Origin of the sequence: Pelotomaculum propionicicum (genome assembly GCF_048984525.1) — a bacterium.
GTDB classification, from domain to species: domain Bacteria; phylum Bacillota; class Desulfotomaculia; order Desulfotomaculales; family Pelotomaculaceae; genus Syntrophopropionicum; species Syntrophopropionicum propionicicum_A.
In genome coordinates, this window is sequence record NZ_JBMGJC010000002.1 from 171202 (window position 1) to 193918 (window position 22717).

Annotated in this window: 20 protein-coding genes and 1 riboswitch; all 20 genes read left to right on the plus strand. The window is 40.1% G+C overall.

Annotated elements, in window-relative coordinates:
• Positions 1 to 54 precede the first annotated feature (54 nt).
• The gene (locus ACOBQJ_RS03295) at positions 55 to 954 is read left to right on the plus strand and encodes a hypothetical protein (protein WP_421070299.1); all 900 of its coding nucleotides are present in this window, start codon (positions 55 to 57) and stop codon (positions 952 to 954) included.
• Positions 890 to 1105: an Ig-like domain-containing protein gene (locus ACOBQJ_RS03300; RefSeq protein ID WP_421070300.1), complete on the plus strand. Its 216-nt coding sequence runs from the start codon at positions 890 to 892 to the stop codon at positions 1103 to 1105. Before ACOBQJ_RS03295 ends, ACOBQJ_RS03300 begins: the two co-directional genes overlap by 65 nt.
• Positions 1106 to 1184: 79 nt before the next feature.
• The gene (locus tag ACOBQJ_RS03305) at positions 1185 to 1913 is read left to right on the plus strand and encodes a hypothetical protein (RefSeq protein WP_421070301.1); all 729 of its coding nucleotides are present in this window, start codon (positions 1185 to 1187) and stop codon (positions 1911 to 1913) included.
• Position 1914: 1 nt separating this feature from the next.
• Positions 1915 to 3255, plus strand: coding sequence for an ATPase, T2SS/T4P/T4SS family (locus ACOBQJ_RS03310; RefSeq protein ID WP_421070302.1), 1341 nt, complete (start codon positions 1915 to 1917; stop codon positions 3253 to 3255).
• Positions 3231 to 4199 (plus strand): type II secretion system F family protein, encoded by a 969-nt coding sequence (locus ACOBQJ_RS03315; protein ID WP_421070303.1) that lies wholly within the window; start codon positions 3231 to 3233, stop codon positions 4197 to 4199. Before ACOBQJ_RS03310 ends, ACOBQJ_RS03315 begins: the two co-directional genes overlap by 25 nt.
• Positions 4200 to 4230: 31 nt before the next feature.
• A complete protein-coding gene (locus ACOBQJ_RS03320) occupies positions 4231 to 4998 on the plus strand; it encodes a hypothetical protein (protein ID WP_421070304.1) in 768 nt (255 codons plus the stop codon).
• A gap of 25 nt (positions 4999 to 5023) precedes the next feature.
• Positions 5024 to 5230 carry a hypothetical protein gene (locus ACOBQJ_RS03325; RefSeq protein WP_421070305.1) on the plus strand — a complete coding sequence of 69 codons (207 nt, stop codon included), beginning with the start codon at positions 5024 to 5026 and terminating at the stop codon, positions 5228 to 5230.
• Positions 5231 to 5277: 47 nt separating this feature from the next.
• Positions 5278 to 5496 (plus strand): hypothetical protein, encoded by a 219-nt coding sequence (locus ACOBQJ_RS03330; protein ID WP_421070306.1) that lies wholly within the window; start codon positions 5278 to 5280, stop codon positions 5494 to 5496.
• Entirely contained in the window at positions 5493 to 5957 is a 465-nt protein-coding gene (locus ACOBQJ_RS03335) for a TadE/TadG family type IV pilus assembly protein (protein ID WP_421070307.1), read from the plus strand. The genes ACOBQJ_RS03330 and ACOBQJ_RS03335 overlap by 4 nt, the downstream gene beginning before the upstream one ends.
• On the plus strand, positions 5938 to 6537 hold the full coding sequence (locus ACOBQJ_RS03340; RefSeq protein WP_421070308.1) for a pilus assembly protein TadG-related protein: 600 nt from the start codon (positions 5938 to 5940) through the stop codon (positions 6535 to 6537). The genes ACOBQJ_RS03335 and ACOBQJ_RS03340 overlap by 20 nt, the downstream gene beginning before the upstream one ends.
• Positions 6538 to 7412: 875 nt before the next feature.
• Positions 7413 to 7495, plus strand: a riboswitch (cyclic di-GMP riboswitch).
• Positions 7496 to 7610: 115 nt separating this feature from the next.
• Positions 7611 to 8897, plus strand: coding sequence for a WD40 repeat domain-containing protein (locus tag ACOBQJ_RS03345; RefSeq protein WP_421070309.1), 1287 nt, complete (start codon positions 7611 to 7613; stop codon positions 8895 to 8897).
• 109 nt (positions 8898 to 9006) lie between these two features.
• The gene (locus ACOBQJ_RS03350; RefSeq protein ID WP_421070310.1) at positions 9007 to 10035 is read left to right on the plus strand and encodes a WD40 repeat domain-containing protein; all 1029 of its coding nucleotides are present in this window, start codon (positions 9007 to 9009) and stop codon (positions 10033 to 10035) included.
• A 151-nt stretch (positions 10036 to 10186) separates the two neighbouring features.
• On the plus strand, positions 10187 to 11008 hold the full coding sequence (locus ACOBQJ_RS03355; protein ID WP_421070311.1) for a copper amine oxidase N-terminal domain-containing protein: 822 nt from the start codon (positions 10187 to 10189) through the stop codon (positions 11006 to 11008).
• A 95-nt stretch (positions 11009 to 11103) separates the two neighbouring features.
• A complete protein-coding gene (locus tag ACOBQJ_RS03360) occupies positions 11104 to 13590 on the plus strand; it encodes a stalk domain-containing protein (protein WP_421070312.1) in 2487 nt (828 codons plus the stop codon).
• Between the two features lie 278 nt (positions 13591 to 13868).
• Positions 13869 to 14579, plus strand: a complete 711-nt coding sequence (locus ACOBQJ_RS03365; protein WP_421070313.1) for a stalk domain-containing protein — start codon at positions 13869 to 13871, stop codon at positions 14577 to 14579.
• A 162-nt stretch (positions 14580 to 14741) separates the two neighbouring features.
• On the plus strand, positions 14742 to 15053 hold the full coding sequence (locus tag ACOBQJ_RS03370; RefSeq protein WP_421070314.1) for a hypothetical protein: 312 nt from the start codon (positions 14742 to 14744) through the stop codon (positions 15051 to 15053).
• Between the two features lie 247 nt (positions 15054 to 15300).
• Positions 15301 to 16380: a hypothetical protein gene (locus ACOBQJ_RS03375; RefSeq protein ID WP_421070315.1), complete on the plus strand. Its 1080-nt coding sequence runs from the start codon at positions 15301 to 15303 to the stop codon at positions 16378 to 16380.
• Positions 16381 to 16433: 53 nt separating this feature from the next.
• A complete protein-coding gene (locus ACOBQJ_RS03380) occupies positions 16434 to 19703 on the plus strand; it encodes a copper amine oxidase N-terminal domain-containing protein (RefSeq protein WP_421070316.1) in 3270 nt (1089 codons plus the stop codon).
• 101 nt (positions 19704 to 19804) lie between these two features.
• Positions 19805 to 20506 (plus strand): hypothetical protein, encoded by a 702-nt coding sequence (locus ACOBQJ_RS03385; protein WP_421070317.1) that lies wholly within the window; start codon positions 19805 to 19807, stop codon positions 20504 to 20506.
• Positions 20460 to 22715 carry a hypothetical protein gene (locus ACOBQJ_RS03390; RefSeq protein ID WP_421070318.1) on the plus strand — a complete coding sequence of 752 codons (2256 nt, stop codon included), beginning with the start codon at positions 20460 to 20462 and terminating at the stop codon, positions 22713 to 22715. The genes ACOBQJ_RS03385 and ACOBQJ_RS03390 overlap by 47 nt, the downstream gene beginning before the upstream one ends.
• Positions 22716 to 22717: the final 2 nt, after the last annotated feature.

Genomic DNA, 22717 nt, shown 5'->3' on the forward strand with positions numbered 1-22717 from the left:
AGAAGGGGGGATGCCTCTTCTCTTTTCTCTTTAAATTATCAAGGGGGTTTCAAGATGAAATCTAAGTGGACAAAGAGTTTTATAATCATGGTTCTGATGATATGCCTGATGGTGGCGCCTTGTTATGCGGCAATAATGCCTCAGGCTGTAGTGACTGTTGAATCAGAGACTAAAACCGTAAGTAATCCATCGGCATCAAGCAACTACAACCTTATTTATAGCTTAAACACATACCCGTATAGTGTTTACAGAGTAGGAGGCTCTTTTAGAGGCAATGGAAACAGCACCACTACTATATATTGGCAATTCCGGGATTCCGACGGAAATGTAATTCATTCATTTACATCAAATGCGGCAGATTTTAGGACTTTTGATAAAAGTTTTGCGAGTACACCGTTTTCGGGACTATATATTTATGCAAAGACAAGTAATACATCGGTGAGCAGCGCATCTTTTTACTGCAATGATATGACAATTTACTATGGCTCAGACATAGCAGAGCAGTCTGACCTGGAAGCAACCCTAACCGCAGCCAACACCGCAGCCACAAACGCCACGAATGCTTATACCGAGGCTAACACAGCGGCATCAAGAGCCTTGAATAATTACAATATCCTTAATAACACAACAAAAGGACTGTATAAGACCTATGACGTTGCAAACGTAGCTGCGACAAATACTTCGTATGGCGGAAATACGGCGGCGTACCTGGCTTATCTCGCTTCTGAAGATGCGAGTTATGTCAGGGATACATTGATACCAAATATACAGACGGATATTGATAATCTTACAACCACTGTGAACACTATCAACAGCACTATCACAGATGACAGTGTAGCCCCAACAATAATAAGCCTTAGAGGATTGAATGGAGCTACCTGTACTACAAATGGTATATACTGTAGTTGTTTCAGCTTCAGACAACTCTTCTGGGCAACTGCAGGCCCAGGTTAAAGTAGACAACGGTACCTTTGGAGAATGGGTTAATATTCCTGATAACTACTTGTTTGTGCCACTCTCGGATGGAGCGCACACGATTACAGTTAAAGTGCAGGACGCTGCGGGTAATATAACAACACAGACAATGACGGCGTTTGGATTATAAGAGGGGCTACGACTCCTCTTTTTTATTTATTAAGAACATTATTTTTAAAAATAAAACTTAGAAAATGAGGGGGTATAAAATGTTTTCTTTTATTCGCAAAGTGCCAGTAGTAGCTTTGGTGGCACTTATGGTCGGTCTAAGCACAACAGGGTTTTTTTATTTCAAACAAGGGGGGCTTAAAGCCGAAGCCAAGGAAACGATACTTGTGCCGGTGCCGTTGATTGAAATTTCTGCGTACACTTCAATCACGCGAAACGACATCGTTATGAAGGAATTCCCCAAAGGCACAGACCTGTCTTCAGTGGCAACGCAAACAGAGGAAATCATCGGCAAGGTTGCGGTTAACAACCTGCAGAAGGAAGTTCCTATCAGCCTGAATGATATCAGTGATGCTGATAAACTCCCGAACCTCAATGTTGTAAGTGTCTATGTTGACCAGGCAAGGTCTGCCGGCGCACAGCCGGGGGATATAGTTGATGTTTACTGGATTCAGGTTGATGCAACCGGACAGGCTATTGCAAAACCAGTGGCGGCAAACGCAAGGATTGTGGAGGTTGGTGATGGGAAAACCGAAAGTGCAACCGTAGCAGCCATAAACAATACGTTTAAAACTCCAACTGGTACCAGTAATATCTATCGGCTTATGGTGAAGCCCGAGGAGGTCAGCGGGGTGGTTGCAGGCGGATCACCCAAAAACACTTCTGTGGCTCTTGTAAAAAAGTTTTCAGAATCACAGCCGGTTGCAATCCAGACAGCCCAAAGCCCTAAAACAACACAAACCCAGACCTTAAAAGGGGTGACCAAATAATATGTTCTGGAAAAAGAAAAAACCACAGGCTCCAATAGAACCAGAAGAAAAAATAGTGGGCCTGGAAAAAGCGATAGAGCTGGTGCAAAACGCCCTTGTAAAGTCAGAAAGCGATGGGGCAGTATTCGACGATGCCGTTGGCGGCCTTGTCGGGGCTAAAGAAAAAGCCATAAAGATTATCACCCAGATACTGTACGACAACAAGATTATCGTAGAAGGATACAGTTTTGACATTGCCGCAGAGGAAATCTACCGTATGGCATGGGGTCTAGGTGTGGTTGAAGAACTATACCGCGATCCGAGTATCGATGAAATCCGGATTAACGACTATGACAAGATATTTGTTTCCAAACGAGGTAAGAACGAAAGAGCGGGTGTGAGATTTAATGATACGGAAGACGCAAGGAGGGTAATTTCAAGACTCTACACTCACGACGTAGGCATATCTCTGACAGAAACAACACCTGTTGTTGAATCAGTCCGTCAGGACGGTTCACGGCTAACTGCTCTCGGTAAGCCGGTTACTGAAACTACCGTAGCGATAATTAGGAAGCACGACACATTTGAAATGACCGTGGAGAACCTGTGTAGAACAGGTACTCTTGACGAGAAGACATGGGATGTGCTTCAATTCCTGGTTCGAGGCAGGGCTAACATCCTTATTATCGGAGGCTTTGGTTCAGGTAAGTCAACTCTTCAGCGCCGCCTGGTAAAAGAACTGCCCCCGTCGCTAAGGATAATCACCCTTGAGTCAGACAGGGAGATGCTTTTAAGAAAACACTATCCTGACAGGGACATTATCGAAATCGAAGAACATGCCAACCTTGAAGGTTCGTCGCTGAAAGAACTTCTCAGAACCACTTTCAGGCTTTCTCCTGATGTTATTATCATCGGCGAATTCCGGGGCGCCGGCGAAGCTGTCGAGGCAATTAAATCCTGCCGTGTACTTCGTGGCTCAATGGCCACGGCTCACTTCAGCTCTGCCGAGGAAGCAGTGGAAGGTACAGCGATGTTGATGTTGGAAGAAGGTTTGACGCTTCCTTTTGAACTGGCAAAGATTCGTGTAGCTAGGGCATACAATGTCGCCGTTGAGTTGTTCTCTGATACTGAAAGAGGTATTAAGAAAGTAGTAAGGTTGACGGAAATATGCGTTGATGAAAAAAACTCTAAAGTGGTTTATAAAACTCTTTTGGAGTGGGTTCCCTCAACTGAGGATTACCTTGGACCCGGAGAATGGGTTTTAAAGAACAAGCCATCAAATTACCTGATTAACCAGATGGCCAGGTATATTCCGTCTACAAGAGAGGTGGATGCCCTTTGGAAATCGGCGCTTACCTCATAATCATTAAGAATCATATCCAAATATTCATTTCGAATGTCTCTGCCGACACCACGCTGATGATAAGCCTGGGGCTTGGTATTACAGCCGCCGCCCTTGTGCCTATAATTATAAAGGTGGCGTACCGGCCTTCCCTGGTAGATATGCTTGGGAGGAAAACGCGTGATAAATACCAGTCGGTGGTAGCGAAAGATGCCTTTACAAAATGGATTGAAGACCTTGAAAGGTATCAGAAAAAAGGAAACATTGGCTTAGCGGGATGGAAGTTCTGGCTGTTGCTTGTGGCTATTTGCCTGGCCTGCATTATCGTTGGGATGGTTGTCTTTAAGAGTATTGTAATAACAGCCTTTCTAGCGGTTTCCGTGGTGTTATCACTTGACCAGTTTTTTATGTTTAAAGACAGGTCAGTTAGACACCAAATGATATCACAGCTTGCTGTGGCCGTAAGGATATTCGCGTCATCGTATTCAAACACACCTCAGGTTGAAAAAGGAATAGCTGCGGTAGCGGCAACCTGCCCGAATCCTTTAGGAAGGGTGTTTAAAAAGGCAGAAAAAATGCTTCAGGCCCGCATCCCGGTAGATACTGTGCTGATTGAAATGGCAAAAGACCTGAACTTCGATTACGGCATAATGTTCATCCAGCTCATTAAGCAGGTAAAAAACAACACGCTAATACTGCCGCTATTTCACGAACTTATCGCAAGGATAACGGCACGGGAAATACTCGAAAGGGAAAACCGCTCACAGGTGGACGGTGAGAGGATGCTGTCGCTGATAATGGTTATAGCTCCGCTACCGTCTTATTTCCTGATTCAGAGCATGGTGCCTGACGCTCACGAGTTTCTGTCAGGTACGTTTTTCGGAAGAATAATTGTAAGTATGGTGTTCCTGAGTGTTATCACATGGGCTGTAATGTCAAGAATAACAGAAAGGGTTGATGCCTAGCATGGTAAATGTTTATATACTCGGTAAAGCTGTGGGTCTGGGCATCACCTCCGCTTCACTCGCTTGGCTTATTTCAGATCAGTTAAAGAAAAAAGCATCATTATCACAATTTCTGGTGAATGACACCATAAAAGGTAAGCTGAAAAACCTTCTCCCCATTACAGGGGGCGGCATGACAAAGGAAGACAGAAATATTGTTATTTGCGGTTTTGTCGGTGCAGCAATGTTAGCCCTGCTCGGCAAGGGGACAAGTTATATTGGTATGCTTTTGTTTATAGGACTGGCTTTCGGTGTTGGAGCAAGTAAAGGATTTTACGCTTTCAGAAAAACAGCCGAACTGTACACAAGAAGGCGCCAGGTAGCAGTGCTTTTCGAGGCCGTTGAAATGTACCTGAGGTCAAACATGTCCCTGAAGCAAGCCTTGTTTGCGGCAAAGTCATTAACCCCGCAGTTAAACGAAGCGGTAATGAGTTGCTTAATACGGTGGTCAGCCAACACCGATTATGCACTGGAAATGCTGAGGAAAGAGATCGGGGTTCCAGAGGCAGATGTATTAGTTTCCTTACTTATAAGGATTAATCAAACTGGTACCAAAAACTTAGAGGGGGTGATACAGCGAGAGGCACAGAACATTGACAAATTAAGACAGGTGGCGGCCCGGATGAAGATATCCAGCCGTCCGATGTATTTCATGCTACACAGGGTACTTCCCGCAATAGCCGTGCTGGGAATGTTCCTGGGAAGTATGTATCATCACCTTTCCAGCTCCTTTAATGCAGCAGGGATTTCAATATTTTAAATAATTTAAGGAGGAGACCGAGTCCATGAAAAAAATCGCTAACAGTCAGTTCGCAAAAGCAATTAGAGCGTTCTGGTCCGACAGGAATGGTTACGGCGTGGTAGAGCTCATGGTGATCATCGCCATACTCGGCGCCGTAGGCGTTGCGGTGGGTACTGTATTCCAAGACAAGTTCCCCACAACCGCCAATACAGTCGGCGACAAGGTTGATACAATCGTACAGGATTGGTAGATATAAGCGGGGGCAACCCCGCTTTTTCTATTTATAGGAGGTGTTTTATGAAAATAATTAATCTTATAAAAAACACGCGCATGACCAGTACGCTGACTGCTTTTATAAAAGACAGGCGTGGCTACGGCATGGCTGAAATGATGATAATTGTGGCTATTGCGGCGGCGGTATCTGCGGCTGTGCTGGTAGCTCTTGTGCCGTCACTGCAAAATATGCACACAACCGCATCAAATAATATCCGCAGTTTTGGGGGGAGTGGCTTTTGAGAAATCTCTTTAAAAGAAATCTCCTTAAAGATGAAAGCGGTAACGCGGCAATCCAATTTATCATCTATGCCGGTCTGATATCTTTTATGATCTTCGGCTCGATAGATTACTGGCTCACACAGCAGAGAATAAGCCAAGTCGAATTCATTAAGCAGTATTACCTGGACAGGGTGAGGTTAGAGGGGTGCCTGACTATTGATGACGAGTCATCCCTTATAAGCCGATTGACCGCAGCACAATTCAACAACATAACTATTAATACTTCGGCGAAGGAATCAATGGGTGAACCGCGGATTCTGAGAAATTCAGATGACTTGGATGGAAGCGAAATTTACCTTGAAATTATGTGCGAACCTGACCCTCAACCGTTTCTACTGGCACAGCTCATAGGTTCACCTGCCCCCGGGCCGTTTACTATTGATGTAAAAGGGAGGGCGCTCAGTGAAAGAGTTGATCCGTAACAGGGAAGGCGCATTATCCACTTTAGTCCTTGTGTTGCTTCCACTGCTGATAATAGCCCTTATAGGGGTGACTGAAACAGCGAGGAATACCTACACATCGGTTGACCTCCAGCAGGCCGTAGACAGTGCTGTGAGGGCTGGGGCTATGTGCGTGGATAATGAAGCACAGGCAAATATGGACATAAGGATAGACCCTGATAGGGCTGATACAGCTTTCCGTAAAGAGTTAGCTGCAAACCTTGGGTTGGACGAAACAACCCTTAAGCCTGAATTAAACTCAGGCGTGGCAGAAACTCCCCGGTACCAACTGGTGATAATAAACGGCACAAACCCATATGTCCCTGAAGGACAGGTGGTAACAGCCGATGGGGGTTATTCTGTAGTCGAGGTTGACACAGGCGAACTGCCTGTTGCATGTGGCATCTCTGACACTGGCATATCGGTAGGTGGGGCAGGGGACAGGCAGGTTACTTTAGAGTCACCAGGCTGCATGGCGGTTGTAATAGTCAAGATGAAGGCGGTTATGACCCCTAACTACGATATTATACGGTGGTCTACGGCCAGAATTAAAACAGTTTAGGTGGTGATAAAACTTGAAAAAACGTCTTCTCTTATTTGCAGTAATACTGTTTGTGGTATCAACTGCATTAATATATTACACGGGCAGAGCGAAAACCAAGGCGGACCCTATCATGATCGCAAACTCAACAGTAAGCGTCATCTCCGACGGAGAACCCATCCTTATAGACACAAGAGATAAACCGGTATTATTCTTTTCTCCAAGCTGAAAGCACTGCGATGAACCCCTGAAAGTTATTTCAGGGATGAACCCGGAGGTAAGACCTTATTTAGTCAGCCTATACCAGAATAAAAGCGAAGTAGAGCAGAAACTTGCTATTAACGGACTTGCCGGCGAAAGTTATTATAGGGTAATAAGTTTACCTGAAGAACTGAAATCAGTACCGTCGATTTTGATATGGGATGGTGAGAAAAAACGTGTAGATAAGTTGGGAAATTAGGGTATTCGGAATTTAGGGTTGTTTTAGGTAAAATAAGTCAAATGGAATTAGATGCTAATATTATTGTAATGGTTAATCCAAGTATTTAATTATAGTAGCTGCGTAGAAATCGGCTTATTTATTAGGAATATCATTAAAAATCATAAATCTAAAGCTTATATTGATTTGTCCAGCTATGCTTTAAACTCAAACAGCCTTAAATCAGGAAAACTCCTGTTTTTTGACTGCAAAAATTTTTTAGTATTGTGTAAGTAGCAGGGAAACAAGTATTATTGCTGGTTTCCCTGTTGATTTCATAATTTAATAATTCTACTTGCCGCATTGATTTAAAATAAAAATATTGTCGAAAAGAATCGAGATGTATACAAGATAATATAAAGGTGTTATATATAATTAGGTAGAAAATGCAGTAAATACTAGAATTATATAATTGTACAAATTGGTGTGAAGCAATGATTTGCAGCATTAAACTGGTCACCTTTACTGCAAGTAGCTATAGTGAAACCGGCACGCCTTTAATATGGGGCGTGTTTTTATGTTTTATGAATTTATAAAGTGAGGTGATAACCTTTTTAAGGCTTGATAGTATAAGCAATACAGATATATTTTTTGTTTATTTTAGGAGGTATGATATATGAATAAAAAAGCTGTCTTAATTATAATTGTATTGATATTAATGAGCATTAGCATAACGGGGTGTAATAAAGGTAATGGTAACGAGTTTATCGGGAATTGGGTTAGTGATAAAAACAAGACTGATATAGCTACAATATCAAGAAATGGCAATTCGTTCTTCTGGGAGGATAAGGATGGTAAATTTCCAGCTACATATAAGGATGGTATTTTGACTATACACACGGGACTTGGGGATATATTTGCTTCTATTAATAATAAAACAGGTAAGATAGAGCTCTCTATAATGGGTAAACAAGGATATACATATTCAAGAACAACAGATACTGGCAATTCTGTAAATACTTCTACCCAAAATACTGGACAGACAAATAAAACAGCATTAAATATTTGGTCAAATGCAACTAGAAAATTTGGAAAAGAATTAAATGGAGAGGTTAATCAAATAGCTTTTTCACCAGACGGAAAAACTTTCGCTACAGGAGCATTTGATTTAATGACTTGGGATGTGGTTACTGGAAAAAAAATATTAGATCCAGAAGGTGGGTATTTAAGTCTAGCATATTCTCTTGACGGTAAAATGTTAGCATCATTATGTTCGTCTTCAAAGATATCTGGCCTCTTCATAAAAATTTGGGATGCAGTTACGGGACAGGAGATTAGAACAATATCTGGTATTCCTTCTATGCTGTCTGGATCCATTGCAATATCACCTGATGGGAAAAAGGTGGCAGTGTCAGGACAATTATCATATCCGAATTATGAAATAAAGTTCTGGGACATTGAAAGTGGAAAAGCCATAAATAGCTGGAAACTTGAAAATGGAGGTAGTATTGTATTTTCACCAGATGGAAAAATCTTAGCATTGATTTCAACTTTTAATGTCACATTCTTTGATGTTTCGAGTGGAAATGAAATAAAGAAGATAAATGGACCTAGTAATTATATAACATCAGTTGCCTTTTCCTCTGACTGGAAAACCTTAGCTTTAGGTGGTCATGCAGGCAGAATTGGATTGTATGATTTGGCCTCAGGGAAGGAATTGAAGGTCATGCAAGTGGCAGAGAGAGAATGTAGAATAGATGTGTTAGCTTATTATCCCGACGGCAGTGCGCTTATTTTTGGTGGTTGCAGCAGAGATGTTAATTTATTAGATTTAGCCAGTGGTCAGAGTAAAAATGTTTTCAATACTAAATATGCTACTTCAGCAGCTGCTGTAAGCCCTGACGGAAAATGTATAGCTGCTGGGGACAAGTATGGATACCTCGAAGTTTGGGCAGTGCCTTGATTTAAAATGAGATAATTAAATGACAAATTGGTTAGGTAAGTTCGTATTTCATAAAGACATTAAATATTATAGCCTCACAGAATAAGGTGCTATAAGGGGGGTAGACCTTATGATAAAAACAAATAAAATCACTCTATTAGGAACATTATCCATGATAATAATTTCATTAATTGTACTTTGTGCATGTAACAAGAGTACTGGAAAAGGGATTAACAAGTCAGGAACAGCATTAACTGCATGGACCAACGCAAAATTAAAATTTGAATTGGATTCGGGTGAAGGTTATACTTCGATAGCCTTTTCACCGGATGGTAAAACTTTAGCAACTGGCTCAACGACTGGGTTAATGACATGGGATGTTGCAAGTGGGAAAAAACTAATTAATTTCTATAATTATTCAAATCATTTGGCCTACTCACTCGATGGAAAAGTATTGGCATCATTAGATATCTGTTCAGGTAATAAACGTGATATAAAGCTTTGGGACGTAGTTACCGGAAATGAACTCAGAACGCTCTCCGGGATTAACTGGAAGAATACTTTTTTTACCTTTTCACCGGATGGAAAGACACTAGTTTCAGGGGGTAGTAATTTCGGTGAGATAAGGTTTTGGGACTATGCCAGCGGGCAGATTGTAAAAAAGTTAAATAATATTAATGAAGGTTTGTTGGAGGCATTATCTCCAGATGGCAGAATATTAGCTACATTCATTTATGATCGGAACGTCATACTTTGGGATGCAGCCAGTGGAACCAAAATGAAGGAGCTAAATGGATCTGACTACAAAGAAATATATTCATTTGCTTTTTCACCAGATTGGAAAACCATGGCTATAAACGATAGCAATAGTGACGGTAATATTAAATTGTATAATGTGGTTTCGGGAGAGGAATTGAAGACCCTAAAAGGGGCAGGACACTCCTTTTTGTCAGCGTTGACTTATTCACCTGACGGGAGCGTTCTTGTTCTGGGTGAACGTATAGATAATGCAATAAAGATTTTGGATTTAAACAGTGACCAATGCAAGACCATTTTCAACACTCACGATACTCCAACATCTGTTGCTATAAGCCCAGATGGGAAATACTTAGCTGCAGGGGACTCGACGGGATACGTCGCAGTATGGGAGTTGCCTTGATTTGGAAAGGGAGAGGATAAACTCTAGGGCCCAAATAAAAAATTTAATTAATGCCATCGCTCTATAGAATCACTTCGTCCCAAGACATAATAAAAACCTTCCAAATCATATAAGCTCTCAATAATTTAGGATATAGACAAGGAGGATTAACATGTTTAGAAAGTTGATATTGTTTGTAATGACATTTGTCTTAATTTTTTCTTTTGCAGGAATTGCCACTGCCCAGGATAGAATGCGTGTTGGTATATTAGTCGAATCTGAATATGCTCCTAAAGGGTACTGGAGTGCAAATTTCTTTAATTATGATGCTGGAGGTAAAAAAACAACGTATTTTACTGAGAATCCGATAATTGAGAATGGCAGGATGCTGGTACCACTACGGCAAATTGCTGAAGCTCTTGGATACAGCGTTATTTGGGAACCGGCTACACAGGCGATTGAGCTTACGGGGAAAAACATTAAAGGCGAAGATATTAATATCCGTATGATTGTGGGTGTAAATCAGGCTACCATTAATTCCAAATCTATTCCTCTAGACGCCTCTCCTAAAATAATTAATGGCCATACTATGATTCCTCTACGTTTTATCTCTGAAGCGATGGGTTACTTTGTTAAATATAGTTCAGGTCAGACCGATAGAAGCAAGTATATTTATACAAGTATTTATATTACTGACTATGCTCTTCTTGATGACAGTGAAATTGATAATGCTTTTGATGATGATATTAACTACTATAAAGACAAAAGTTATCCTTATCCTCACCTAAGGAATAACGGGAAAACTGAAAGAGGTATAAAACTAGGAGATTCTATTGAGAAGGTATTACAAGCATATCCTCGGGGACTAAGCTATCCTTCAAACTATACAGGTACTCTTTGGTATGATTCTTGGATATCATATCAAGCTGGCAGTTGTTGTTTAGTTTTTTCTTTTGAAAATGGCATTCTTAAGGATGTTTATTGTTCGGTTTAGTGTTCCTCGTGTTGCAATTTATAAATATAGGGAAACTTATTAGTTCATTGATTACATAGATAAAAGAAGGTAATTTATATTTCGGAGGGATATGAATGAAAAAGTGGATTTATCATTTAACAGTAGTATTATTGTTAGGCTTTTTGGGGGTTACTTGTTTCATTCCCCAGTTAGCTAATGCAAATACGCAGTTTGAACAGGGTGCAGGATACCAGGCAGGTGCTTATGATCATAATGCTGCCCAGCCTACAGTTTTCAACTGGTCCAGACAGTCACGATTTATTGGACCGAAGAATCCCCAAGCGAAATGGAAGTTCTCAGATAAGAATTGTTTTTCTTCTCCAGTGACTGGGTCGGATGGTACTATCTATGTAAATTCTGCTGACAACAAATTATACGCTATAAATCCTGATGGTACTGAGAAGTGGTTTTATATAACAGAGGGTGAAGTTCATTGGTATCCAGCAGTAATCGGTGCAGACGGCACTATCTATGTTGGTGATGATAAAGGAAAACTATACGCTATAAATTTTGATGGTACTCTGAAGTGGTCCTATCTAACGGATGGTGAAATTGAGGCATATTTGGTGATCAGTTCGAATGGTACTATCTATGTTTATGATGATAAAAATAAATTATACGCTATAAATCCTGATGGCACCCTGAAGTGGAGTCTAACGGGTTATTCTTTATATGGATCTCCTGCAATCGGTGTTGATGGTACTATATACGTTGGAGGAAACAAATTATACGCAATAAATCCTGATGGCACCCTAAAATGGACTTTTCAATATGATGAATATGTTGATTCGCCGTCATTCTTGGGCCCTGGAGAATTTGATTCACCAGTAATTTCTTCTGACGGTACCATCTATGTTAGTTTTATGGCTAGAGTAGGTAAACTTTTCAGTCATAAACTTTATGCGATAAATCCTGATGGTTCTAAGAAGTGGTCTATTAGTTCAAATAGTATATACTCTTCTATACCAGCAATTGGAACAGACGGTACTATCTATGTGCAATATGACTTTCACTATTTACACGCGATAAATCCTGATGGAAAATTGAAATGGGAATTTTTTGAGGAAAAGCTTTATAACACTTACCCATTAATCGGTGCGGATGGAACTATATATTTATCTGGTTTAACTAGTCTTTATGCTATAAATCCAGATGGTACCCAAAAGTGGTCTTTAGATACAGGGGAGGAGGTTGTATTGTCGCCGGCAATAGGTGCGGACGGTACAGTTTATTTTTGTTGTTACGATGGAAATCTTTACGCCATTGCAGATAGATCAAAATCAAATGAAAATATAAAAATACTCATTGACAACGTTCCACAGAACTTTCCCCAACCCCCTGTTATGATCAACAACAGGGTTATGGTGCCTCTGCGTGGCATATTTGAAGCCCTGGGAGCAAAAGTAGAATGGAATAACGAAGCAAAGACTGTTACAGCAACTAAAGGAGATACCACAATAGTTTTAACAATCGGCGATTTAACTGCATATAAGAACGGCCAGCCTATATCACTTGATCCTCCGGCTCAAATAGTAAACGGAAGCACGATGGTTCCAGTTCGCTTTGTCAGCGAGGCGTTGGGGGCTCAAGTGAAATGGGATGGGGAAACCAAGACTGTTATAATAAGTACTACCAATCCTACTAATCCTACTAATCCTACTAATCCTACTAATCCTACTAATCCTACTAATCCTACTAATCCTACTACTACTCCTGGGAATATTTATTATTTGTTTGATATTAATACAGTAAAGACAAACCAAAAAGGAACACCAATAATAAATGTAAGTAATGATAGTTTTATTATCGACAGCTTTAAGGCAGAACCAACAAATAATGGTTGGATAGTTAGTATGAATGTGTTCAATAAAAATTATTGTGATGGAATATTAGAGGTTATTGATAAAAAAGGCAAAACCATTATCTTCCCACAACAGCCAAGAATTATAGTAGGTAATAGAACTCCTTCTAATCCCGCCATCGCATATGCAAATGATTTTATTGACGTGTTTAAAGATTTTTGGGATAAATATGAATTTGGTGATATCAGGAATGATTTTCATCCTTCATCTACCAAAACAGTACTTGATAATATTTTTGTTCCTGAAGGTGGTACAATTCGAATTACCAATAATGTTACTCAATGTGAATGGGTTATTTACTATAATTTTTTAACGATTACGCTACAGGTATTTGACCAATTTGGAAGCAATAATCCCAAAGATGTCGGTGCTTTTGAGGATATGGCATTAAGAATTCAGTCCCGTCTAGCAGTAAACTCTAAAACAGAAATTGTTAACTTTTTAAAAGATCCAAATAAAGATTTCGAAGAGGTTTTTGAAGAAATATTAACGATTATTAATACATCTGCTGTAGAAGGTATATCGGAATATATAGTTGATAAAGGAAAGATGAAAATATTTGATACTTATGTTAAGGCTGCAACTCCTTTAAAATTCATATCAGGTGGTTACACGGGGATGAATTTATCTGGTCAAATTGTAGATCTTGGATATGCAGCAAAACATGATAATACGATTATTTTGCCTAGTCCTAGGTAAAATTCAATTCATTCTATATCTTAAAGTTAAGAATGAAAATGGGGCAAAAAGCGTCCCATCATTGTCCGGTCCTGGGATAACAACTGCTGGAATTAACGGTTTAATTCAAGTACTCTTACGAGACCAGACGGATGATCTACACAACTATATTAAGAACATCCAAGGATATTTGTGAAAGTTTAAATCGGTTGTCTGAATGTTGGTAATAGGGGGCGTTAAGAGTATGAAGTAACCGATTTCCATAATTAGTAATTATAATTTATGTAAAGGGTGATAACATGTTTAAAAAAGTATTATTGATATTATTAGGCATTGTCATTGGTGTATTTTTACTTGGTGCAGTTTCTTTATATGCAGCACAATCCATACAGTTGATAGTAAACGGTAAAGTAATACAAAGTGATGTGCCGCCTCAAATAATAGACGGCCGGACAATGATACCTGCTCGGTACCTGGCAGAAGCACTTGGAGCAACCGTTACCTGGGATGCATCGCGGAATGCGGTTATTGTCACCAGTAAAGATCAATATGCAGCACCAGTTAATAATAATACTAAAGGTACTGATCTTACATCTCTTGATTATGCAGGAACTAACAACCCAATTTATTTAAAAATTGATGTTTGGAAACAGGGTTGGGTTTTCCCTGATAATCAGTTTAAAATTGCTGGGAAATATTATAACAAAGGAATAGGATTTCAAGGTGTATATTCTGATGCCAATATTGTATATAACCTTAACTCGTCTTATTCAAAAATTAGCGGATATTTTGGGATGGCAGATGGTAATGATAGGGAAACAAAAGCAATCGTTTATGGTGATGGCAATATGATTTACGAAAGTCCGATAATTAAGGCAGGCGAAGTTCCATATTTTGTTGATTTAAATGTAGCAGGTGTCAATCAATTAAAAATTGTCTTTATTCATTATGGGAAAGAAGGGTTTGGAGGAATAGATCCGATTTTTGCAAATCCCAAGTTATACAAATAATTATTAACAAGTTATACAAGTAATTATTAAATTAAAACATATAACTTAGAAAGAACCTGAGGAGCACGGAAATACCCTGCTTTGTTTTCAGGTTGGCGAGGAGAAACCAAGTTTTAATACCTTTATACTAACAAAAGACCAGTTTTTGGGGAGGTATGATTTATGCCAAAAAAGGCTGTATTATTTGTAGCTGTATTGATATTAATGAGCATTAGCATAATGGGTTGCGCTAAGGGTAATGAGTTTGTTGGGAAATGGGTTAATGACAAAGATAAAAATGATGTAGCTACAATAACTAGTAACGGGGATTCATATTATTGGGAGGATAAGGATGGTAAGTTTCCATCTACATATAAGGATGGTTTTTTAGCTATACACACAGGTATTGGCGATGTATATGCATCTATAAATAATACAGGAAAGATGGAACATACCGTCATGGGTAAAAAGGCAGGTACATACTCAAAAAAATAACTTAATCTCTGAAGGTTTGGCCGCCATCGAGCTTAATAATAAATATTGTTTTATCCAGGATCACAGGAAAGATGACATAAACAGAAGAGAAAAGAAGGCAGAACAGCTTTGTAGTGGGCAGAGCGCATTAATGAACTTACCTATTACCTCCACTAGAATGGCGCTGTGAAATAAACTTGGCATATTGAATAAATTCTTCCTGGACGGTATACATTGGTATTTTTTAGATTTAAGGGTGTGGAAATATATGAAAAAGATTTTTAGCTTATTATTGTTTTTTTGTCTGTTTTCCCTGACTGCGTGTCAGAGTAATACTTCAACAAAAAGTGAAAGTCAAGGCGTCACCGACCCAAGTATAAATAATCTTATTCAAGAATTAAAGAGTGAAGACGTAAAATTTAAAAGTAGTCAACCAGGTTCCGTTAATAGCGAAATCAATAAAAAATGTCATAAAATATTATTTTCAATAATCAACAATTACAGCTCCATCGGAATGCCTGCTAATTTAATAGTTGGTCAAGAATCTAACATGTATTTGAAAATAAGTGAACCTGTTAGAACAGGTGATACCTGGTCCAGAATTGTCGAATATGGATCCAGGGAGCCTAATATGGGAAGATCAACAAAGGTATACATACAGAATTATGAAAATAGTATTGTTAAAGTAACAGAGGCTTTAGAAGCACTAACCAATGCCACCAATATTCCCAAAATAGTGATTGCTCAAATATTTGAATTTAAGGGTAACTACTATGCTGTTATCGGTGAAGAAAGACATGGTGATGAAACAAGGAACTTGTATTTAAAGACATATAAATATTCTAACAACAATTGGGAACCGATTCAAGTTGGTAATGTCAGCAATACATCTCTACTTGAATTAAAGGGCAGTAACTTTTCAGAAGAAAGCACTTTTAATTATGAAAGAAATGATACTGGTCTTTATTTCTATATCAGGAACAAACAAGGGTCAATTCTAGAACGAAGATACCTTGACTTCACTGGGGATAAGCCAATCATGAGAACCGAGAACTCTGTACATTCTTCTAATGGACCTTCAATTGAAGAAGATACTAATGTGGGCTATCTGGTGATAGGAATTTGTTCGCAAGACTCACAGGATGTTTTACGTGAGTTGGAATTAAGAAATCAAAGCGGGTTTAAAACTTATATGATCTACTCATCAGATTGGTCAAACCTTGCACCTGGTTGGTATGCCCTAATTTATGGAAAGTACAACAATGCAGAGGATGCAAACAATGCGGCAAATAATATTAAGTCCAGAGGAATTGATGTTTATGTTAAACATTCAGGAAGACATAAATAATTTAATATTAATATAAACAAGAAATATATTAAATATTGAGGAGTTTAAACAATATGCAAATTAAAAGAAAAGCTATAGCTTTAGTCAATAAATTGGCAAAAATTTTAACTTTATTGTTATCATTATTGATGTTCTTGTGTTTTGCTAAAACTTCATTTGCCTCGAGTTTAGCGGACAATTATTTATTAAGTCAAAAAGAATATGATAGTTATAACTGGAACGAGGTTTCGTGTATCCAATCAGATATTGTTTATAAAGGTGGAAAATGGGAAGAACAGAAATGGTTTAACTATGCAGGAGAGGCAAGAACTGATAAATTTACAAAGTCAGAAGGTGCAACTATTGAATTTATAACTCCTATTACTGATGAAATTATAATTGAACTTAGTACCCGAGGTGCATGGACAAGATCCTCATCAGTACTTATTTACATTGATGGTAATTTAATTCATGACTGGAACTTGAAAGACACAAAAAGTTACAGACATGATAGCGGTCAAAAATTAGCTATATTAAGACAAGGCGAAATAAAAAAGCACAATGTAAAGATAGTAAACAATTCATCTGGTGAGTATTTATTCTTTTGGGGTTACTCAAATAGAATAGTTGAAAAGCCTACCAGTAATGTTATATTAGCTGATTTAACCGTAGATAATGGATTTGAACTGTATGTAAGTACATCAGATGTGGAAAATGGTATGTTAATCAAAACAGGAGATGAATGGAGAGAAAATTATAATGTTGTTATACCACTTACACCCAATGTAATTAATTATTTAAATGTCAAGGCTGTTGACTTGGGAGATATTGCCGGGTTTATAGGCGATTTTACAATAAGGGATGACAATTTTACTTTTGCTAATGGAAGTAAGTACCTTGTAACTGATACCTATAATTGGCAGGTAAGCAAAGAAGGATTTGGCATAAAATATGAGTTTCCTACCACGTCGCGAGGACCTGCTGGAGGTGCACCAGAGCAAGTCGATAAAAACGCAAGGTGGATTTGGACAAACAATGGCTGGGATGTAAACACAACACGTTATTTTAGTATTCCTATAATACCAAAAGAAATAAATTCAAACCAAGATATAATTAGAGTTGGTGACAATCAATTAGTTGGCACTTGGACAGGTACGTATGTGGCCAACCAGGGTGAGACTGCGCTTACTTTGACAGTTAATAAAGGCCAAAATGGAAATATGCTTGCATTATTCGAATTTGGCCCACTACCAAATAATACAAGTGTTCCTATTGGAAGTTATACAATGATCGTAACTGATCTCGGGGAAAACAAATACAGGTTAATTGGAGACCAATGGGTAAACCATCCATCAAATTATTATTTTGCTGACCTTGAAGGGACTATTGATCAGTCAACTGGGGTATTTAGGGGAAATCTTATTGGGAAATTACCTTCACATGTATTTCATTTAGAGCGAAAGCCGTCAACCTTAACAAAGAAGAACCTTTTGGGTACTTGGAGTGGAACCTATGATGCTCCACAAGGCGAGACAAAGCTTGATCTTGAAATTAAAGAAAGTAACGGTCAACCACATGCATTGTTTAACTTCGGTCCCACAAGTTATAACCCGGGGGTTCCCTATGGCAGTTTCTCAATGAAAGTTCAGTTTACTTCAGGATACAATCTTGTTAAGCTTACTCAAGAAGAATGGATAAGCAGGCCGTCCGATTACATTATGATTGACCTATTAGGCCAGGTTGATTTAGAAAAAGGTACATATATCGGAACAATTGTAGGTTATGATGATTATAAATTCAGACTAACTAGGAAAGGCGGTATTATAAAGCCACAACCTAGCGGTGCTATAAAAATACTTATTAATAATGTGGAACAGAACTTTCCTCAAGCACCGGTAATGATCAATGGTAGGGTCATGGTCCCTCTACGAAGTATATTTGAGGCACTGGGAGCGGAAGTAAAATGGGATGCACAGACCCAGACCGTTAAAGCCACTAAAGGGAGCACAACCATAGAACTGAAAATCGGGGATTCAACTGCGTATAAGAACGGCCAGTCCGTAATTCTTGACCCGCCAGCTCAAATCGTAAACGGAAGTACTATGGTTCCAGTGCGTTTTGTTAGCGAGGCATTGGGGTGTAAAGTTGACTGGGAGAGCGCATCACAGACTGTAATAATTAATACAGACTATGTATCAATTGAAGACGCATTAATCGGTAGGTGGAAAGGAACCTGGAACAGTTTTGAAGGTGAGTCTAATGCCACGCTAACAATAGAAAAAAGCAATGTGGGGCTTAATGGGCTCTTTGAGTTCGGGCCAAAAGACAACGATGTACCTTTTGGCAGTTGCTACATGTATGTAAATTATACACCTGAAGGACAATTGACTTTATCAGGTTATGAATGGCTGAACAAACCGTCTAATACATTTAATGATCCTTTCTTTAAAGGGTCAATAAATACTCACACGAAAACAATAGCCGGTAATTTAAGCGGTTGGTCCGATAAAACAATAAATCTCCAGTATCAAGGCAATGTTACATCTCCCCCAGTAACAAGGGAGAGTATCAACAATATATCTGAAATCAGGTCAGCCGTGCTGGTTTATAGTACCGTAGCTCCGATAACTACATCCAACTACAAAATACTTACTCCCAATACCGAATTCAACTATACCGACACAATCTATTTATCAATGCTTGTGAATTATACCGAGGAAGTATCCTCAGGGTGGAACGGCTCTAAAACATATGTAGATAAATCAGTCTTAGTTAATTTTGAGTTGGATAAAACTGATTGGTTTACCTATAGCAATGAATATCAGAAATATTTAATAAATGGCATCAATATAAATAACTATAAACCAAATCTAATAAGGAAAGTTGACTATCAAGTAATACTATCCAATTTAATCCCAGGAGACACAGTCAGTCTACAAGGGAGATTTAGGTATAAATTTTTAAAGCCTGGCGAATATCTGGCAGTAAACTCGACTATAAAAGTTAAACCGATACCGTTTGAAGTCACCGATCCTCCCCAAAATAACACTGTAGAAGATTTGGAAAAGCTATTATATGACACTCTTGAATTTGATTTGCAGACCAGTAGAAAAGCGCTAAACTGGTGCTTTGGGACCACTAAACAGTTAATTGAATTAATGCCATCGCTCTATGGAATTACTTCATCCCAAGACCTAATAAAACTGGTTTGGAATATAACAAAGGATCAGATTAACTTGCAGCAGGATATAGAAAATGGAAAATTCTCAATTGATGATAATTGGGCGGATGTAGGCAAAAAAACCTTTCAGATTATAAAAACTCTAAAGAGTTTGGGTAAGTAGACAATGCCAATAGACAAGAGCATAATATTACAAATAACCCCGAAGCAATTGGGGTTATTTGAATTTTATAAGGACTAATTTTTGAGGGGGATTTTATGAAAATGAAAATTAAACTACTGGTTTTATGCGTCGCTATACTCGTTCTATCTGGGTGCGGTAAAACCGCCGAACACGAGAAAACGGCCGGAGAATTTATTCGTCTTATAGCGGAGCAGAACTATGAAGGTACTAAAGCCCTGTCGTCTGGGAAGGTTTTATACAACCTGAGTAACGCTGATAAGAAGGGGCTTTCTCCAGCGGCAGTTCTATATATGAAAGTGCAAACAATGGCACAGTCACCAAACTGGAGCGAAGTAGTAGCCACTACAAAGACAGATATTAACGGGGATGTAGATATATCCTGGCACCGCATGAGTTTAAGTAAAACTGATGGTGATTGGAAGGTATATAAGATAGAGGCTGTTGGACCCCAGCTAATCGGAAGTGGTTCCATATCGCAGGATGATGTTAAATCAGCCGAGGCTGTATTCAATGACTATATTAAATCCCTTGCGGGCAACAAACAAAATTCAGTGCAATACCTGGCTGGGCCTGCCCGCAGAAGTCAAGAGGGAAGTGTGGTCATGCTCGGCAGCACACCGCTTTTTGAGAGCGTGGAAAGTGCCTCATTGACCCCTTTATGGCAGAACAAAGAACTGCTTGTTTGCCGTGCGGATTATATGGTAGACGGGCGGGATGTAAAGGTGGTGGTGACCTTTGCAAGGCTTAATACATGGAAGATCGTTGAGGTATCAAGTTCTTAAACTTCTAGTCTTAATTGCAATACTGGTATTTGTGAGGGCAACACCAGCATCGGCTGAAACATGGGATTACGCAATCACAACTACAGATACCCCGACAACGGTGGATGCGGCAGTTACAACAGCGGATGTTGACACTTTCAATAATGAAATTACCCTACCCCCGCTATCAGCACCAGACATAATTTCTTTCTGGGGTTCGGGGGAAATGGATTATGTTGTCCTGACAGACAACGGTATTAAGCATTATTCTTTTGACGGTTCAAACATGGTTGAGAATACAATCCTATCCGTTACGGGGCTAACAAGTCCCATGGGTTTAGCATCGCCTGACCCGTATCCCGATGTGGTAATGGCTAATAGCGAGGGTATAACCCACTACAGTTTTAGCGGTTCTGGTATGGTCGAGAACCCAATCCTGTCGATATCAGGACTTACAGGCACTACTGCAGTCGGCGCTGCCGGCTCAGACCAGGTTGCCGTACTGACGGGAGGGAAGGTTCAGCACTACAGTCTTTCAGGTGGTTCGATGTTAGAGAACGCAATACTTGAACCAACTGAAACACTGACAAACCCGATAGATGTGGCCTTGGGCGCAAGTGGATATGATACAGCTATTTTGGAGCCTGAAAAGATTAGATGGTTTAACTACAACGGTTCAGGTATGGCTGTCAATCCCGCACTTGAGATAACAGGGCTAACTGATCCGAAGGCGTTTGCTGTGGCAGACCCCAACAGCGGATATGATGTAGCTGTAGTAGACGGGACACAGGTTAAGCATTACAGCTTTACCGGCTCTGGTATGGCTTATAATTCAACCTTGTCTGTGACTGCAGGATTAACTGCGCCGAAAGCTGTTGCGGTAAGGCCTGGTAGCTTCGACAGAATTATCGTAGATGGAACTGAAGTTAAATACTACCAATGGAACGGTTCGTCGCTGATATACAACAGCGACTTATCTGTAACGGTATCAAATATCGTGAGCGGTGATGGCTACACTTCCTCTGCGGTTGTGCAGTCCTTGGCGTTCACGCCGGCTACAGAAACCGACTATGTGCGTGTGAGGGCGGCTCATATACTGCCAAATAACACATCTGTCACATGGTCCGTAACTGCGGATGGAACCAACTGGGTAACAAGATGGAGGGTGAGAGGCACAGGAATAGGCTCAGTCTGCGAGGTAACTTCAGATAATGGAGGAACATGGACACAGATAGGAGATGCCACTGTAACCCAACCTGAAGTATCTACAGCAAGCCTGTGGGCTAATGTTGCACCTGGTACTACAATAAAATGGAAGGCTGTTCTGGAGACAACCGACGCTACTGTAACACCTGTGATAGCCACTGACCCAAGAGGAGGAGTGGCAGTAAGGGTTGACAGTAATGCTGCACCCCTGCCCCCGGTACTACCTGTTTACGGGAGTTGCTTTGCGGTAACCACTCCTGTACTGGAATGGACGTTTTCCGATCCCGATATGGGAGACATCCAGAGTAAATATCTCGTGGAAGTCGTAAGAGCGTCAGACCTTGCGGCGGTTCAGGACTCTGGAGAGGTGGTAAGTGCTCTAAACAGCTATACCGTCACCACAAGCACGGCGCCTGATGTCCCTGGCTCCCTTTGGAGTTCTGGGGCATATGAGTTTAAATACCGTGTCATGGTGTGGGATCAGGCTGGAGCACCATCGCCCTGGTCAGATTACGGGGACTTCTGCGTAGTGGCTTTTGAGCGCCCGAGGATAGCAGGGATAGTGAGTCCCCCGGATGGGCAGATAGCCCCAACACCGACTGATGAAATAACTCACATCGTTATAACTGCTGGCATGACACAAACAGAGTTGCCCAGAGTCAAGGCCGGGGCGAAAGTAACTCTGTTGGTTGACAGCATCGGACCCATAACGGCATATTTGCCTAGTTTTTCAACTCCGTTTGAGGAGTGCGGCACAAACACACCAGACACACTGCCGGGCGGGGTTACAAGCAACCCAATGTATTCAACCGGCAATCCGGTTAACCGCTGGAGCGTGGAATTTTGGACCAGCGCCAGCCTTGAGACATGCCCTGAAGGTACAGTAGTAGGTATGAACTTAACAGGCACAAGTGCTGAAGGGACTACAGAGCTGATTGCACCGCCTTATTCAGAGGGCGTAGTTGTAACAAAAGGAAGTATCTACGGGGAATGGGAAATCGTCCTTCAGGGACGCAATAATTAAAC